General features: G+C 45.7%; 12 protein-coding genes. 7 read left to right on the plus strand and 5 right to left on the minus strand.

The window, feature by feature from the left end; all coding sequences use genetic code 11:
• Window positions 1-343 precede the first annotated feature (343 nt).
• From miaB to QZ938_RS02955, 7 genes are all read left to right on the plus strand, one after another.
• A complete protein-coding gene (miaB, locus tag QZ938_RS02925) occupies window positions 344-1696 on the plus strand; it encodes a tRNA (N6-isopentenyl adenosine(37)-C2)-methylthiotransferase MiaB (protein ID WP_293149802.1) in 1353 nt (450 codons plus the stop codon).
• 74 nt (window positions 1697-1770) lie between these two features.
• Window positions 1771-2670 carry a hypothetical protein gene (locus tag QZ938_RS02930; protein WP_293347828.1) on the plus strand — a complete coding sequence of 300 codons (900 nt, stop codon included), beginning with the start codon at window positions 1771-1773 and terminating at the stop codon, window positions 2668-2670.
• 249 nt (window positions 2671-2919) lie between these two features.
• Window positions 2920-3345, plus strand: a complete 426-nt coding sequence (locus tag QZ938_RS02935; RefSeq protein WP_293347831.1) for a hypothetical protein — start codon at window positions 2920-2922, stop codon at window positions 3343-3345.
• Window positions 3346-3487: 142 nt separating this feature from the next.
• On the plus strand, window positions 3488-4537 hold the full coding sequence (locus QZ938_RS02940) for a D-alanine--D-alanine ligase family protein (protein WP_293347834.1): 1050 nt from the start codon (window positions 3488-3490) through the stop codon (window positions 4535-4537).
• Between the two features lie 270 nt (window positions 4538-4807).
• Window positions 4808-5920: an AI-2E family transporter gene (locus QZ938_RS02945; RefSeq protein ID WP_293146400.1), complete on the plus strand. Its 1113-nt coding sequence runs from the start codon at window positions 4808-4810 to the stop codon at window positions 5918-5920.
• 675 nt (window positions 5921-6595) lie between these two features.
• Window positions 6596-7843, plus strand: coding sequence for an HhoA/HhoB/HtrA family serine endopeptidase (locus tag QZ938_RS02950; RefSeq protein WP_293347837.1), 1248 nt, complete (start codon window positions 6596-6598; stop codon window positions 7841-7843).
• A gap of 185 nt (window positions 7844-8028) precedes the next feature.
• The gene (locus tag QZ938_RS02955) at window positions 8029-8901 is read left to right on the plus strand and encodes an MBL fold metallo-hydrolase (RefSeq protein ID WP_293347840.1); all 873 of its coding nucleotides are present in this window, start codon (window positions 8029-8031) and stop codon (window positions 8899-8901) included.
• 289 nt (window positions 8902-9190) lie between these two features.
• Here the strand turns inward: QZ938_RS02955 and QZ938_RS02960 are convergent, their stop codons facing one another.
• From QZ938_RS02960 to QZ938_RS02980, 5 genes are all read right to left on the minus strand, one after another.
• Window positions 9191-10891 carry a glycoside hydrolase family 44 protein gene (locus QZ938_RS02960; RefSeq protein WP_293347843.1) on the minus strand — a complete coding sequence of 567 codons (1701 nt, stop codon included), beginning with the start codon at window positions 10889-10891 and terminating at the stop codon, window positions 9191-9193.
• Window positions 10891-12258, minus strand: a complete 1368-nt coding sequence (locus QZ938_RS02965; protein ID WP_293347846.1) for a protein kinase — start codon at window positions 12256-12258, stop codon at window positions 10891-10893. Before QZ938_RS02965 ends, QZ938_RS02960 begins: the two co-directional genes overlap by 1 nt.
• Before the next feature lie 213 nt (window positions 12259-12471).
• Window positions 12472-12873 (minus strand): endonuclease domain-containing protein, encoded by a 402-nt coding sequence (locus QZ938_RS02970; RefSeq protein ID WP_293347849.1) that lies wholly within the window; start codon window positions 12871-12873, stop codon window positions 12472-12474.
• Between the two features lie 504 nt (window positions 12874-13377).
• Window positions 13378-14778 (minus strand): serine/threonine-protein kinase, encoded by a 1401-nt coding sequence (locus QZ938_RS02975; protein ID WP_293347852.1) that lies wholly within the window; start codon window positions 14776-14778, stop codon window positions 13378-13380.
• Window positions 14779-14947: 169 nt separating this feature from the next.
• Window positions 14948-15559, minus strand: coding sequence for an RloB family protein (locus QZ938_RS02980; RefSeq protein WP_293347855.1), 612 nt, complete (start codon window positions 15557-15559; stop codon window positions 14948-14950).
• Window positions 15560-15563: the final 4 nt, after the last annotated feature.

Consider the following 15563-nt stretch of genomic DNA (forward strand, 5'->3'; position numbering starts at 1 on the left):
GTCCTCACTACAAACGATTTCGATAATTTAGTTTGTAGTCAGGACTTTAGTCCGCAGAAAAAGAGAGGACTAAAGTCCTCACTACAAACGATTTCGATAATTTAGTTTGTAGTCAGGACTTTAGTCCTCATAAAAAGAGAGGACTAAAGTCCTCACTACAAACGATTTCGATAATTTAGTTTGTAGTCAGGACTTTAGTCCTCATAAAAAGAGAGGACTAAAGTCCTCACTACAAACGATTTCGATCGGGAGCAAATTAACTGGATATGATATTACCCACAGAAGTGTTATAATAACTTGTTAAGGTTGAAAACCTAGATTTTTTATTTTCCTGCAATTCGCCATGACCGTTAAACCCCGCCGCTATCACATTACCACTTTCGGATGCCAGATGAACAAAGCCGACTCCGAACGGATGGCTGGCATTCTGGAAAATATGGGCTTTGAGTTCTCGGAAGACCCTAACGATGCTAGTTTGATTCTCTACAATACTTGCACCATTCGCGATAATGCCGAACAAAGAGTTTATTCTAACCTGGGAAGGCAAGCTCATCGCAAGCGCAAAGAACCGGGTTTAACTTTAGTTGTAGCTGGATGCGTGGCGCAGCAGGAAGGTGAAGCGCTGTTGCGTAGAGTGCCAGAATTAGATTTAGTAATGGGCCCGCAACACGCTAACAGACTTGAAGATTTGCTGGAACAAGTTTTTCAGGGAAATCAAGTTGTGGCGACGGAAGCTGTGGAGATTATGGAGGATATTACTAAGCCTCGCCGCGACAGCCAGGTGACTGCTTGGGTGAATGTAATTTATGGCTGTAATGAACGCTGCACTTATTGTGTTGTGCCGAATGTTCGCGGGGTTGAACAGTCGCGAATGCCGGAGGCTATTCGGGCTGAAATGGAGGAATTGGGCCGTCAAGGTTACAAGGAAGTGACTTTGTTGGGGCAGAATATTGATGCTTACGGGCGCGATTTGCCGGGGACGAAACCGGATGGTAGCAACCTACATACTTTGACTGATTTGCTTTATTTTGTGCAAGATGTTCCTGGAGTCGATCGCCTGCGTTTTGCTACTAGCCACCCTCGCTATTTTAATGAACGATTGATTAAGGCTTGTGCGGAGTTGCCGCAGGTTTGCGAACATTTTCACGTGCCTTTTCAGTCTGGGGATAATGAGATTCTGAAGGCGATGTCTCGGGGTTACACTCAGGAGAAATATCTGCGAATTGTTGATACGATTCGCCGTTATATGCCTGATGCTTCGATTACGGCTGATGCGATTGTCGGGTTTCCTGGGGAGACGGAGGCGCAGTTTGAGAAGACTCTGAAGTTGATCGAAGATGTGGGTTTTGATTTGGTGAATACTGCTGCTTATTCGCCTCGCCCGGGAACGCCTGCTGCTTTGTGGGAAAATCAGTTGACTGAGGAGGTAAAAGCCGATCGCCTGCAACGTATCAATCATGTCGTGACAACAACGGCTATGGAGCGATCGCAGCGCTATTTCGGGCGCACGGAGGAGGTTTTGGTGGAAGTCCAAAATCTCAAAGATCCAACTCAGGTGATGGGGCGCACTCGTGGCAATCGTCTCACATTTTTTAAGGGGGATATTGCACAATTGGCTGGTAAGATTGTGCGTGTTAAAATTACTGATATTCGCGCTTTTAGTTTGACTGGCGAAATGCTGGAAAATCTAAATTAGATTGCGAATTTAATTTCTTTTCCTCCCCTTCCATATCTACTAACTCAAAAATATTCCCCGTTCCCCTGATTAAAATGGAAAAACCAATTCGCATTTTACTGCAAACAACGATTCCAACAACTGAGGATGACTGGAGTATCGAGCGTTTCTCTTTGTTGCGAGACTATTTGGCCGATCTGAAGGACGATCGGGGAAATCAATTATTTCAAGTAACGGCAAGAAACCGCGAATCAAATATAGAAGGAAATGACCCAATCCTAAGCAGTTTGGGAGAATCAAGATTTGACGAGCTGTGGCTGTTTGCTGTTGATGTAGGAGACGGTTTGACTGAAAAAGATTGTGCGGGAATTAAGGCTTTTCACCAACGGGGTGGGGGGATTTTGGCAACTCGCGACCATCAAGATTTAGGTTCGTCTATCTGCACTCTTTCCGGTGTGGGGGCTGCACATTTTTTTCAAACTAAAAATGTCGATCCAGATCCATCGAAACATTGCAGAGATGATGTTGATACTACTAATATTTCTTGGCCTAATTATCATTCTGGACGCAATGGGAATTATCAGAGAATTATCCCGATCGCTCCGGTGCATTCTCTTTTGCAAAGGCCTGGTGCTTCTGCCGAAGCGATCGAGTTTTTTCCGGCTCATCCCCATGAAGGTGCTGTGGGTGTCCCCCCAGGCGATCGCTACGGTAGGGTAATTGCACAAGGGAAAAGTTTGGTGAGCGATCGCATTTTTAACCTCGCTGTTGCTTTCGAGTGGCCTCCCGATACGATCGGAAATCAGCTCGGACGTGCAGTGGCTCAATCGACTTTTCATCATTTCTGCGATTATAATTGGAATGTGGATATGGGCTGCCCAAGCTTTGTGAGCGAACCGCCGGGAAATACTATGCAAGCAGAGTCACAGGCTTTAGATGATATCAAAACTTATGTCCGCAATTTAGCTTTGTGGCTGGCTGGAACACCGCAATAAAACTCTAATTTGTAGTGCTGTCGCCGCTCGCTAATACTCGCGATTTCGCGACAGATCGCACTCGAAGAAAAAATGCTTTTGACCAAAATGAGATGCTCCCGATCCTTCGGAGTTAACTCCTTGGATAGATGCGGACTGAAGTCCTCACTACTAACATTGTTGGCGGGCGATCGACTGAACAGGATCTGAGGTTGGTGGCTGGCGGTCAAATTAGATTTGATTTTTATTAAGAAAAGAGAGTTTAAATCCATGACACAAAGTTCAGAATTCGACGCACAACAGTCAAATCCTCAAACAATTGCTCAAACAGACGCAGAAGATGAATTGCCGCAGCCAAACGAACGCGGAGAGTATAAAAGAACATCTCACCGATATTGGGAAGCCACAAATTCTGATCCGAATGGTGTCAAATGTCGCATGGGCCCGCACTCTATTCAGGAAATAGAAGATCCAGGGAGCAAGGTAAATTTAAATATTGCCAGTTGGCCTGTAGTTGGTACTTTGAAACCAGGGCAGAATTTTGAAATCTATCTCGGCCCTAGCGGATTGGGGGTTTTGTACGATGCCCAACGTCAACCTTGGTTTTTTATAGAAAAAAGTGAGGGTAGCGGCGCGCCGAGTAATTGTTTTGTTCAGGCTACCAGCAGTTTTGTGAAACCAATACAGCCCCAGTAGCTCTGCTCTGATGAGATCGCAAGTTTTGTCAGTTTTTGAGCTTGTTTAATTATCCTGAATTCTCGCTTTCTGTCGAATACTTTCTGTTTGAGTGGCGCTATCTGCGTGTATATTTATCAAAAAGTATCGGGAGTATGGAAAAATGACGAAGATGCGGATCGGGTTACTCTTCGGCGGGCGATCGGGCGAACATGAAGTCTCTATTAGTTCGGCAAGGGCGATCGCCCGCGCCCTCGCTGCTGACGAAAATGCCTCTAAATACGAAGTTCTGCCCTTTTACATCCAAAAAGACGGCCGCTGGCTGTCGGGAACATTACCGCAGCAAGTCTTAGCCGACGGCAAACCTCTGGAAATAGAGTCACAAGCAGGAGAAGCTTGGCAATTTCCTAATTTTAATGGAGTAGATGTTTGGTTCCCGGTTTTGCACGGGCCTAACGGCGAAGACGGTACGGTGCAAGGATTGCTGAAATTATTGCAAGTTCCTTTTGTCGGTTCCGGGGTTTTGGGTTCGGCGCTGGGAATGGATAAAATAGCGATGAAAATGGCTTTTGAGCGCGCAGGTTTACCGCAGGTAAAATACATCGCTGTCAATCGTTCCGAAATCTGGTCGAATCCTTGCATTTTCCCCAAACTGTGCGACAAGATTGAAGCTGAATTGGGCTATCCTTGCTTTATTAAACCAGCAAATTTGGGTTCGTCTGTGGGCATTTCTAAGGCTCGATCGCGCGCTGAGTTAGAAGCCGCTCTTGATGGCGCCGCCAGCTACGACAGGCGGATTATTGTGGAAGCTGGTGTGGTTGCTAGAGAGCTAGAATGTGCGGTTTTGGGGAACGACAATCCGAAAGCTTCAACGGTGGGAGAAATTAGTTTTCAAAGCGATTTCTACGACTACGAAACTAAATATACTGAGGGACAATCCGAGTGTTCAATTCCGGCAAAGGTCAGCAGTGCGATCGTCTCGCAAATCCAAGAAATGGCAGTGCAAGCATTCTTATCCATTGACGCAGCCGGTTTAGCGCGGGTAGACTTTTTCTACGTTGAATCAACCGGAGAAGTTTTGATTAACGAAATCAACACTTTCCCCGGATTTACAGCTACCAGTATGTATCCTCAAATGTGGGCACATGATGGTATTTCTTTCCCCGAATTAGCAGACCGTTTAATTCAATTAGCTCTCGAACGGCACGGGTAAAAAGCTTGAATTGTGAGCCTAAAACTCCTTTCCTAAAAATAGCAAAAAGTAAGTTATTCCGCAGGTAATATATCCATACCAGCGGAAACGAGATAACATGGTTGTGGCAGGGAGTACCTGCCCACAGCCCAATTTCTGCTACTAGCAGAGCAAGTGGGAATTTTTAGCAGCCTGGTATAACTAAATGCAACATAAAATCGTTAACGGAGAACGGCGAATAGCAGCGTCAATCTCACATCTGGCATCTCAAATTTTAACTTGGTTAACTTAATGAGACGTTTCACTAAACTGCCGCAGTGGTGGACTTACGGACTGTTATTCCCTCTAGCGGTACTCAACTGCTGGTTAGCCCTCCTAGTGTTTGAATATTTTCGCGCTCTGATTACTGTTTTGGTAATCGCTACAGTGTTCTCTTTTTTGCTAGATTATCCAGTGCGTTTTCTGCGTAAATACGGGATGAAGCGCGATCGCGCAGTTTTGTCGGTATTGTTCGTAACTTTACTGATATTGGTGGTTTTAGGTGTCACTCTGGCCCCGATTCTGCTGAACCAAATCACTGAACTCGCTACCCGACTCCCAACTTGGATAGTTTCTGGTACGGAACAGATTGAAGCGTTCAACAAGTGGGCGGAAAATCGCAATCTTCGCATTGATGTTAGCGGTTTGACTACTCAATTGAGCGATCGACTTTCAACTCAATTGCAGTCTCTCACTGGCGAAATCCTCAAATTTGGCTTGGGTGCGGCAGACAGTCTGGTGAATTTTCTGCTGACAATAGTTCTGACATTCTACTTGCTCTTGCATGGCGATCGCGTGTGGGAAGGATTGTTTAAATGGTTTCCCTCCAAACAGAGCCTGCAATTGCGACAGTTGCTGGCGCGAAGCTTCCACAACTACTTCGTCGGACAAGCAACCTTGGCGGGTTTGATGGGACTGTCGATGACTGTGGCTTTTTTAATTTTGCGAGTTCCCTTCGGGCTGCTTTTCGGTTTGGGTGTCGGTGTAATGACGATGATTCCCTTCGGAGCACCTTTCAGTATTTGCGTTGTCAGTTTGCTGATTACACTAAGCAACTTTTGGCTCGGTGTGACAGTTTTAGCTGTCGCGACAGTCATAGAGCAAGTAATTGAAAGCGGGGTTGCTCCTCGATTATTAGGTGGTTTTATCGGTCTCAATCCGGTGTGGATTTTAGTTTCTCTGTTAGTGGGAGTTAAGGTGGCGGGAGTAGCAGGTTTGTTAGTTGCTGTACCGATGGCTGGTTTTATTAAGAATACTGTTGATATTTTGGAAAGTTCGAGGAACAAGTCGAGGGAAATTGATGCGGTTAGTTCCATTGAACCCAATAAAGTTCAGAACGGAGATTCCAACAGGGAAAAACTATGAAAAATAGACACAGTTTGCTTTCCTACCCTTCACCGAAGGCATAAAGGCGAACGGATCCCTTCAAAGAGCGCTCCTCTCTTCGGATCGTGTTAAGTGAAGCGTATTGCGATCGAACCTACGGAAAAATAATACTATAGCCTTTCGAGCTCTCATATGAGGTACTCATGGGCATAGGGCATAGGGCATAGGGCATATCTCACTTTTTTGAAAACCGCTATATTTTAGATTAACGTTCATAGCCGTAGGATAGGGATACATCGACAATCCTCAAGAAAGAGCGACTGTTTCGAGCGAGCAACGCACCGGTTTCATTGCAGGCTAAGGAAACAAACCCAACATTTTTGTTTGAGTTATGGGCCGCCGGTAGCAAGGCCATGAAGATTTTCCAGGAAATGCGGAATATGCGGATCCGTTACCGTAGTTGGTATTATCGCAGGTGTGGCAATTCGTCAGTCCTCACCCAGGGCGATCGCGCTGACCACCTAAAATCAACAATTTGCCTGCAACAGTCTGGTTTCTACTCCAGCCTGTAGGGTAAATCCCACCACCCAAACACATCTGATAAATGTTTCAATTAAAATGAAAGAACCTTGAGTTCTAAGTTGATTGCACTAGGTGCTAAAACTACCAAACCATAATTATAAATTTCGCCCATTCTCCTAGCAAATTAATACTATGTCAACCCCCCAAAAATCTAATCAAACTCAACCTTCTCGTCGTTTTTCTGTGCCGAAAAAACTTGCTTTTTTATCCCTAGTTTTGCTCGGCTCCACGGCAACTGTCGGCTGCAACGCCCTAAATTCGCAAGTTTCTGGCAGTTCTAATGCTATCAAAGCCGAACAACCTGCAAGCGCAGCGCCAATCTCAGCTTTACCTGCAAATATATTGCCGAATCAAGACTCTAATTTTGTGACTAAAGTAGTGCAGGAAGTCGGCCCGGCAGTAGTACGAATTAACTCGTCTCGCACAGTGAAAAACCAATCTCCAGAAGAGATTCCCGAACAATTCCGCCGCTTCTTCGACCCAGATTCTCCCATTGGGCCTCAGCCGGGAAATCGAGTACAACGAGGCTCTGGTTCGGGTTTTGTTTTTGGTTCCGACGGCCGCATTTTGACTAACGCTCACGTTGTTGATGGCGCAGATACGGTGACGGTAAAACTGAAGGACGGTCGCGAATTTGCAGGCAAAGTTTTGGGCGTAGATACAGTTACTGATGTGGCTGTTGTTAAAGTTGAGGCTACCAATTTGCCTGTGGTGAATTTGGGTAAATCGGAAGATTTACAGCCGGGAGAATGGGCGATCGCGATCGGCAATCCCCTCGGTTTGGACAATACCGTGACTGTCGGTATTATTAGCGCGACAGGCCGTTCTAGCGCCGATGTGGGCGTTCCCGACAAGCGCGTCAGCTTTATTCAAACCGACGCCGCCATCAATCCCGGCAATTCCGGCGGCCCGTTGCTGAACCAGCGCGGTCAAGTTATCGGCATGAATACGGCGATTATTGAAGGTGCCCAAGGGTTGGGTTTTGCGATTCCGATCGATCGGGCGCAACAAATTGCCAACCAATTAGTCACTACCGGAAAAGCCGAACATCCTTATCTCGGCGTTCGGATGTTGAGCATTACTCCCGAAGTCAAAGCAGAATTCAACAAAAATCCCAACGCCAAATTGAGGCTGACTGAAGATAAAGGCGTGTTAGTTATGGGAGTTGCGAAAAATTCGCCGGCGTCACAAGCTGGAGTGCGCGTTGCCGACGTGATCAAAAAAATCAACGGTACAGAAGTCACCGATGCTGGCAGCGTACAGCAAATTGTGGAGCAAAGTACCGTAGGCAAGGATATGCAGCTTGAGTTGAGCCGCGGGGGACAACCTGTGACTGTGGCCCTGAAAGCTGGTGCTTTTCCAGCGGGCCAGAAGCAGTAGAAGTTAAAATAATATAATGATTAAAGCCCCGACTTATTGAATAAATTGGGGCTTTAATTATTCTACTCGGCGGTTGAAACCGCTGCTACACGAACAAAGTCCGCCTCCGCGGACTAAGAAAGGATATTTAAGCCGGATTTGGTATAATTTACAATTATTTCTATTGGTTATTAAAAGGTAGAAAAATGGCTAACATTAATCGGCGGCGCACTGAAAACATTAGCGGTAATTTTTATGTAGACAGTACCTGCATTGACTGCGATACTTGTCGGTGGATGGCACCGGAAGTATTTACTCAAGCCGGAGAACAATCTGCGGTTTACCAACAGCCGACAAACGAAACAGCAGAAATGCGAGGTCTCGCAGCTTTGCTGTCTTGTCCCACAAGTTCGATCGGCACTGTTGAAAAACCCAAAAACATCAAAGAAGTTCAGCAACATTTGCCCGCACTCGTCACCGAAAATATCTACCACTGCGGCTACCACTCAGAGAAATCCTACGGCGCTGCTAGTTATTTAATTGTGCGCCCAGAGGGCAATGTTTTAGTTGATTCTCCCCGTTTTGTACCGCCGCTAGTCAAAAACATAGAAGCAATGGGTGGTATTCGGTATCTATATTTGACTCACCGGGACGATGTAGCAGACCATCAAAAGTACCGGGAGCATTTTGGATGCGATCGCATCCTTCATGCTGACGAAATTAACGCGGATACTCGCAGTGTAGAAATTCAATTGTCTGGCAGCGAACCGCATCAACTAGCTGAGGATTTGTTAATTGTAACTGTTCCAGGTCACACGAAAGGTCACACGGTTTTACTGTATAAGAACAAGTTTTTGTTTAGCGGCGACCATCTCGCCTGGTCGGATAATTTGCAGCAGCTAATTGGCTTTCCTAATGCCTGTTGGTATTCTTGGTCGGAACAAATCAAATCAATGCGAAACTTGGCTAATTACTCCTTTGAATGGGTGTTGCCGGGACATGGGCGGAGGTATGATGCCGATCGAGAAACGATGGCCGAGCAAATGCAGAAGTGTATTGCTTGGATGGAGGCTCATTAAATAAGGACTAAAGTCCTTACTACAAACTTGGCGCTCGGTTTGTAGTAAGGACTTTAGTCCTTTCCAAAAAGTTGGCAGTCATACCAAATCTGATTAGATTGGAATGATAGCGATTGTCCCGCTTGGAAGGAGGTTCGCCCTAGAAAGAAGGACTAAAGTCCTTACTACGAACCTGCTTGGAAGGAGGTTCGCCCCAGAAAGAAGGACTAAAGTCCTTACTACGAACCTGGACTAATGTCTTTACTACGAACCTGAAGCAGGACTAAAGTCCTTACTACGAACTTGTTTTTTAGGCTTTGGGCAGGGCTACCAATGTGATAGAATTTGCGGGATAAGTTGCCTTAAATCCAGCAGCGCTGACACTTAAATCGCTCTGACGGACGATCGCCTGCAAGTTCGCCTCGCTGTAGGTGTAAACTTGAGCTTTGGCACCTGGCTTAAAGCCTTTGAGACTCAAGTTACTGGTCAAGTTTTTACTGGTTTTGTTAATGATTACCAGCGTCAAAGCACCGTCCTTAGTGCGTTGCGATCCGTAGATTGACAACTGTCCTGCATCTGTACTTTGCGATCGCACCCAAGTCTCCCCGTACTTACCGCCCTTACCGTCATAATTCATGTAGGTTCGGAAGGCATAAGCCCCCGGTTCCGAAGACTTGGGAGGCCCCCACAGCGTCGCTAAATCCAGTTGTTCCCGCCCAAATATCCCCAGGATCTCGGCTTGAGTTAAGGCACCGTTCATCGACTCCAAACCGCCCCAATTGTATTCAGTAATGGCGACTTTTGTACCTGGATAATCTTGCTTGACCCATTCTCGAAACCGGGGTATAATTGTTAGCGGCGGATTGTATTTACCAATCCAACTTTCATCAGTATAAGTGCTGTCCCACAGAGAACGAGTCGATCGCAACCGGGCTGCTTGCGTCTTAGCATCGCCGGCGGGACAATTCGCCAAACAGAGGTCATCGACGAGAGGATAGTAGTGTTGGTCGAAATAGTCGAGGATGCGAACACCTTTTTGCTTTTCGTAGGCGCGCATTTGCTGCAAGTACCACCGCGCAAACCAGACGCCGCCGTGTTTTTCGCGATCGCCCTTAACGCCAGAATCCACATAAACCGGCCAGCCAAAATCCGACGGCCCGAGTACCTTAGCGGTGGGATCTGCGGCTTTTACCATTGACGCATATTGGAAAGTGCGATCGCGCAATTCGTCATAACTTGTCGGTTCTGGATGAACGTCGCGGTGAGTGTTTCCCCAACCGCTTGGTTCATTGTCCATTTGATAAATTTGGACACCACCGTTAGTGGCAGTACCGTGGGTTTTAACTAAGTGCTTAACCCACTTTTCTTGAAATTCTGGGTTGCTGACAATACTAACATCAAGGCGGTTATTATTAGTAATTAAAGTGCCGTCGGGACGCTTCCCATTGCCGCACTTATCGCCTTCGGGAAAAATGTAGGGATTGGTTTTTTCTTGCGCGCCGTATTTGGATACTCGAAAGCCGCAGTTCCAGGTGCTAAACTTATTTACATAGCCTATCATCGGGATGGTAACGATGCTTTTGCTGCCGTTATTGCGGTTAGTTTTGACAATTTTGTCGATGGAATCGCCGGGAATAGGGTTTTTGTTGTCGCCCCCGCCCACGAAAAAGAAGTCATCGCCGACGTTGGAAGAATCGACTAACCAGTTGTAACGGCTAGTGTGATTGGCGCCCCAGCGTTCCACCGGAATTCGCAACTCTTTGGCGAGAGCCGGATCTATGGCAAAATCGTTCATACCGTAGATGTCGGGACTGATGGAATGGCGATCGGCTGTCACGTCTACAGATAAGGATATACTGTTTTGGGCGATGCCTACGGCCAGCTTCGCTAACGCGCTTTTGAAGTAGGCTGTTGTTGCGGCGATCGCGAATGCGGCGATTAAACCCAATAAAAATAGGACAAGCCAACGAGGTTTATTTTCGGGAGACTGCAATAAAAATCGTAAATTCATTAATTTTGTGATATAGTTTTTAATAGAGCTTGTTTAAAATCTCCTGCACTTTTGTAATAAATTTCAGGATTGTCGATTAAAGCGCGATCGATAACTGCGGCTAACGGTTGAGGGATCGAGGAAGTGCGATCGCGAATCGGAACCACATCATTATCCAACACAGCACGAAACGGATCTAATCCGGCAAAATTGCGAGGCGAACACCCCGTAATCATCACATACAAACAAGCCGCCGCCGCCCAAACATCAACCTCCGGCTTCGCATACTTATAATCAAGCACTTGCTGTCGCGGCATAAAATACGGCGTACCAACAGCATTACCACTCAAAGTTAAACCGCTTAAACCCGCCTGATCGAAAGCCTTGGCTAACCCATAATCCCCAATCTTAGCAACTTGTTTCCCGCCCACATTCGCCAGAAAAATATTCCCAGGCTTCAAATCCCGGTGAATCAAACCCCTTCCTTTCGCAAAACTACCATCAGCCAACCTGACATTGGGGATTTCCGCATTGTGCGTATAAGTCAAACCATCTAAAACTTGTGTAATAATACTTATAGATTCGGCGATCGGCAAAGTGCTAACACCGCGTTTTGCCATCAAATCAACAACACTGCCACCCTCGCAGTATTCCATCGTAAAAAAGAAAGTATCATCAGCATAACCCGACTCTTTAAATCCTACCACATTGGGATGCTTCAAACATTTAGTATTCTCAACTTCCCGTAAAAACCAATTCACAGCCCGCTGATTCGCCGCCACCTTTGGTAACATCACCTTCAGCGCCACTTTTTCATTAGTTAACTTGTGTCGCGCCAAATAAACCAAACTAAAACCACCCTTACCCAACTCCTTCAGCAAAACATAATCACCGAGAACCCCAATATTATTTTGACCCCCCACAGCTTTGAACAGAAAAGCTTTCAGCATCTCCCACAAATTCTCTTGATTTGAAGGAACAGTAGGGGGTGATTGTTGTTGGGCTGTTTTGGCAATTTCCGGGTCAAGGTCAACCGCAACTCTAAAAGAAGTATCGCTGAGTGTAAATTCATCTCCCTCCTGCAAGTCGTATTCTGGAAATTGAATTTGAGCCGCATCTTCGGGAGATTGATGTGCTTCTCGCTGACCGATTTTCTTACTATTCACAAAAGTACCATTTTTGCTACCAAAATCGCGCACCCGGATGTCGGGAGGATTGATATCTAGCAAACAGTGATAGCGCGAGATTGTGCGGTGTTTTTCGTCATCGGGAATCTTGGGATAGCAATCTTTAGCGCGGCCAATAATGCAAGTTGTGCGAGTATCAAAGATAAATTCTTTGCCTTTGAGATTGCCTGCGGTGATAGTGAGGGTAACTTTTGAACTCATATAAATTATAGATTTTCGATTATTCAATTTTGAACTTTGGATGATTTAAAATCTTGCTTCCCACCCTTAACAAGAGGCGAACTCTTACTCCCCCCCTTAGCAAGGGGGGGCTGGGGGGGGTAAGAGAGTTAATGCAATAAACGATTAAATCTAATCTACCCTCCTAACCCTTACTCCCCACCCTAAACAAAGGGCAAACTCTTGCTCCCCCCCTTAGCAAGGGGGGGCTGGGGGGGGTAAAACACCCGATGTTCTCAACGATTTAATCCCCTCCACAATCACCTCCAAAACCCCATCCAAATTATGATAAACATCCTCATTAGTAAACCTCAAAAAATTAATCCTAGCCGACTCAATAAACTCTTGCCTTTCTGCATCATATTCTACAGCGCCATCCACAAAATGGCTGTCACCATCAACTTCCAGTGCCAACTTGATTTCTGGTGAATAAAAATCCATTACGAATGCTGCTACACTGTATTGTCGGCGAAATTTACAATTTTCAAGCTGTCTGTTTCTGATCTTTTCCCATAAATCCTTTTCCGCTGGTGTCATTTCTCTGCGAAGCTTCTGGCGTTTGAATTTTTCTGAGCTTTTGTTGTAGAGTTTTGTCATTGTTGTATGGGATTTTATTGTTGGTTGCTGAGTATTTTAACCCCCCCCAGCCCCCCCTTGGTAAGGGGGGGAGTAAGAGTTGTTTGAGTTTTTTTTGTGGGTGGCTGGTATTTTAGCCTCCCCTTGGTAAGGGGGAGTAAGAGTTGTTTGAGTTTTTTTGTTGGTTGCTGGTATTTTAACCCCCCCCAGCCCCCCCTTGGTAAGGGGGGGAGTAAGAGTTGTTTGAGTTTTATTGTTGGTTGCTTAGTATTTGTTGTTGATGCAAACTACAAATTTTGTTTCTTGCGTTATGGAGTTTGGAAGCTGTTGGTGGGGAGGTAGAAACCGGGTTTCTTCCTGAATCTGGGTGATGATGCGTAAATTATCGCAGAAACCCGGTTTCTGAGATTGATTTTACTTTGATTATTTGCTCGTTATGTCCCGACAACCCCGTCGGAAAGGTAGACAGGGCATGGCTTCGTGCTTTTGGGCTTTGTTGTAAATCTTTATGAAATCCTGAAACGCTTAGATGTTACAGTCTACAAGTCTCGCCACGAGAGAAGACACAACCCACCACCCACGCCGCCCGCCCACGCCATACACCCCCAAAGCCCCCGCCGCCGACACACCCGGGAGGTGAGCTTCTGGTGCTTTCTCTGAAAAAGTGAGGTTTTTGTAGTTCAGCCATTCCCCGCTTTTTCTCCAGCCTACCTTGTCGCCAAACTTCTCCCAAACTTCATCATATTTCCTAGTTCCCCCCAAACTTTGATAGATGCGCTTTTGCACCGAAAAGCCGAAGTGCCCATCGCTGTATTTTACCCAAAGTTGGTCAATGGTTCGCAAGTCCTCGCAGGGAAATTTATCAATACTTTTCGTATCCAGCCATCCTTCTTCCTCCCTACCCGCCACCTTCAACATCACTCTCGCCGTTTCCTTATCGGCTTCTTGCCACTTTTTTGCCGCCAATAAATTTCGCAAGTTTATATAATCCATCCCCACGGCTGAAATAACCCGCGTAGTCTCAGCAGCCACTGGTTTTGGCGGCGGCATTTCAAAAGATTTTTGTGCTGGCTGAGGGCTAACTTTTGGTGATGGCAATACCACTGGTTTCGGTATCAGCAAATCCAACCATTCCTGCACCGACTGCGGGCGATTTTGCGGTTCCAACTCCATCCCTTTCATAATCGCCGCATTCACCCTGTCGCTAATTTTATTATCATACTGTTTTGGCTGAATAAAAGGATCAATAATCTTTCTACCGGGCGACGGAATCGGCTTGTTATCTGTGAGCATATTATACAGCGTCGCCGCCAAAGAATAAACATCAGTATAAGGGCCAAGTTGAGAGCGTTGTTCCGCAAGTTCAATGGGTGCGTAATGCTCAGTCCCCCTGCTACTATTAGTCATTAACTTTCCCGATAAAGTCGCCTGTCTCGCCAAACCAAAATCAATCAAAACAGCTTCCATACCGCGCTTTCTGAGCATAATATTTTCGGGCTTAACATCGCGGTGAGTCAGGTTTTGCTTGTGGACGCAAGTCAGTGCATCGCCTAATTGCTGAATCATCGACAAAGCTTTTTGTTCCGACAAACGGCCGTTTTCTTTGAGATGGGTATACAAATCAATCCCATCGATTAATTCCATTACCATACAATTGAAATCACCCTCGCGAAATATATCATAAACTTCGACAATATGGGGATGACGACACTTGGCTAAAGACATGGCTTCCTTGAGGAATTTATTTTGTGTTTTAGCAAAATCCGGCTGGAATTGTTGGAAAAGATTCAGAGTTTTGATCGCAACTGACTTACCTTCATGGCGATTTTGAGCGCGGTAGGTTTCACCGAATCCGCCCCCACCTAGGTATTCTTCGATGATGTATTTGCCGTCGTCTAGTTGTTGTCCGTCGGGCCAGCGTCTCATGGCGGGTTTGTGAGGATGGAGAGGATCGTTTTGATTATAGCTGAGATGGGGGAATTTTGGTTGAGGGTTTTTGGGGAGTGATTTGAACCGCAGAGGGCGCAGAGGGCGCAGAGGGCGCAGAGGTAAGAGAAGAGATTAATGATTTTGATTCTGATAGCAAATGTTCAAGTCACAAATCTTTACCCAAGCTTTCCAGTAGAATCTCAACCAGTCTATAAACATGAGTCCCTAGGGTTGGTGGCCAATCTTGCTGAGAAATTTGATGTAGGTTCTTTGCTCTATTTACTGCATTTTCTATGTTTTGCTTGTAAGCAGAGATATCTAAATTACTACCATTGTAACTTCCTAAAATTGTCCGCAGTCTTGCCTTGAAATTATCGCAAGTCCTATCTTGATTATTAAGTTCTTCAAAGTGTAAAGTTAACCATACTTCAAAACAAGGATTGCTAATAGCTAAATTATAGCCTTTTTGCCTAGCTTGACTACAGACAGAACTCAATTTCTTTGCCCCCCAACGATCCACATCGGAAACCAGCCAAAGCATATCATCCTCATCTAGATCGTATCGCTCTTTGAATATATCTAAACGCTCTAAAACATATTCAGGTGAAGATTTGCCGTCTTCTGTAGTTGCTAATATCTCGACTTTAATTCTGCTGCTATTAAATATCCTAAAATATTGTTTTTCGGTTTCCTTGCCTTCCGTAGCAACGATAAATAGTTTGGCATCTCTCCGATCCTGTTGCCTATCTAATAATTTTGTGCGCTTAATTTTTCCCATTGCT

This window comes from Microcoleus sp. CAWBG27 (assembly GCF_020883145.1).
Lineage (GTDB): Bacteria > Cyanobacteriota > Cyanobacteriia > Cyanobacteriales > Microcoleaceae > Microcoleus.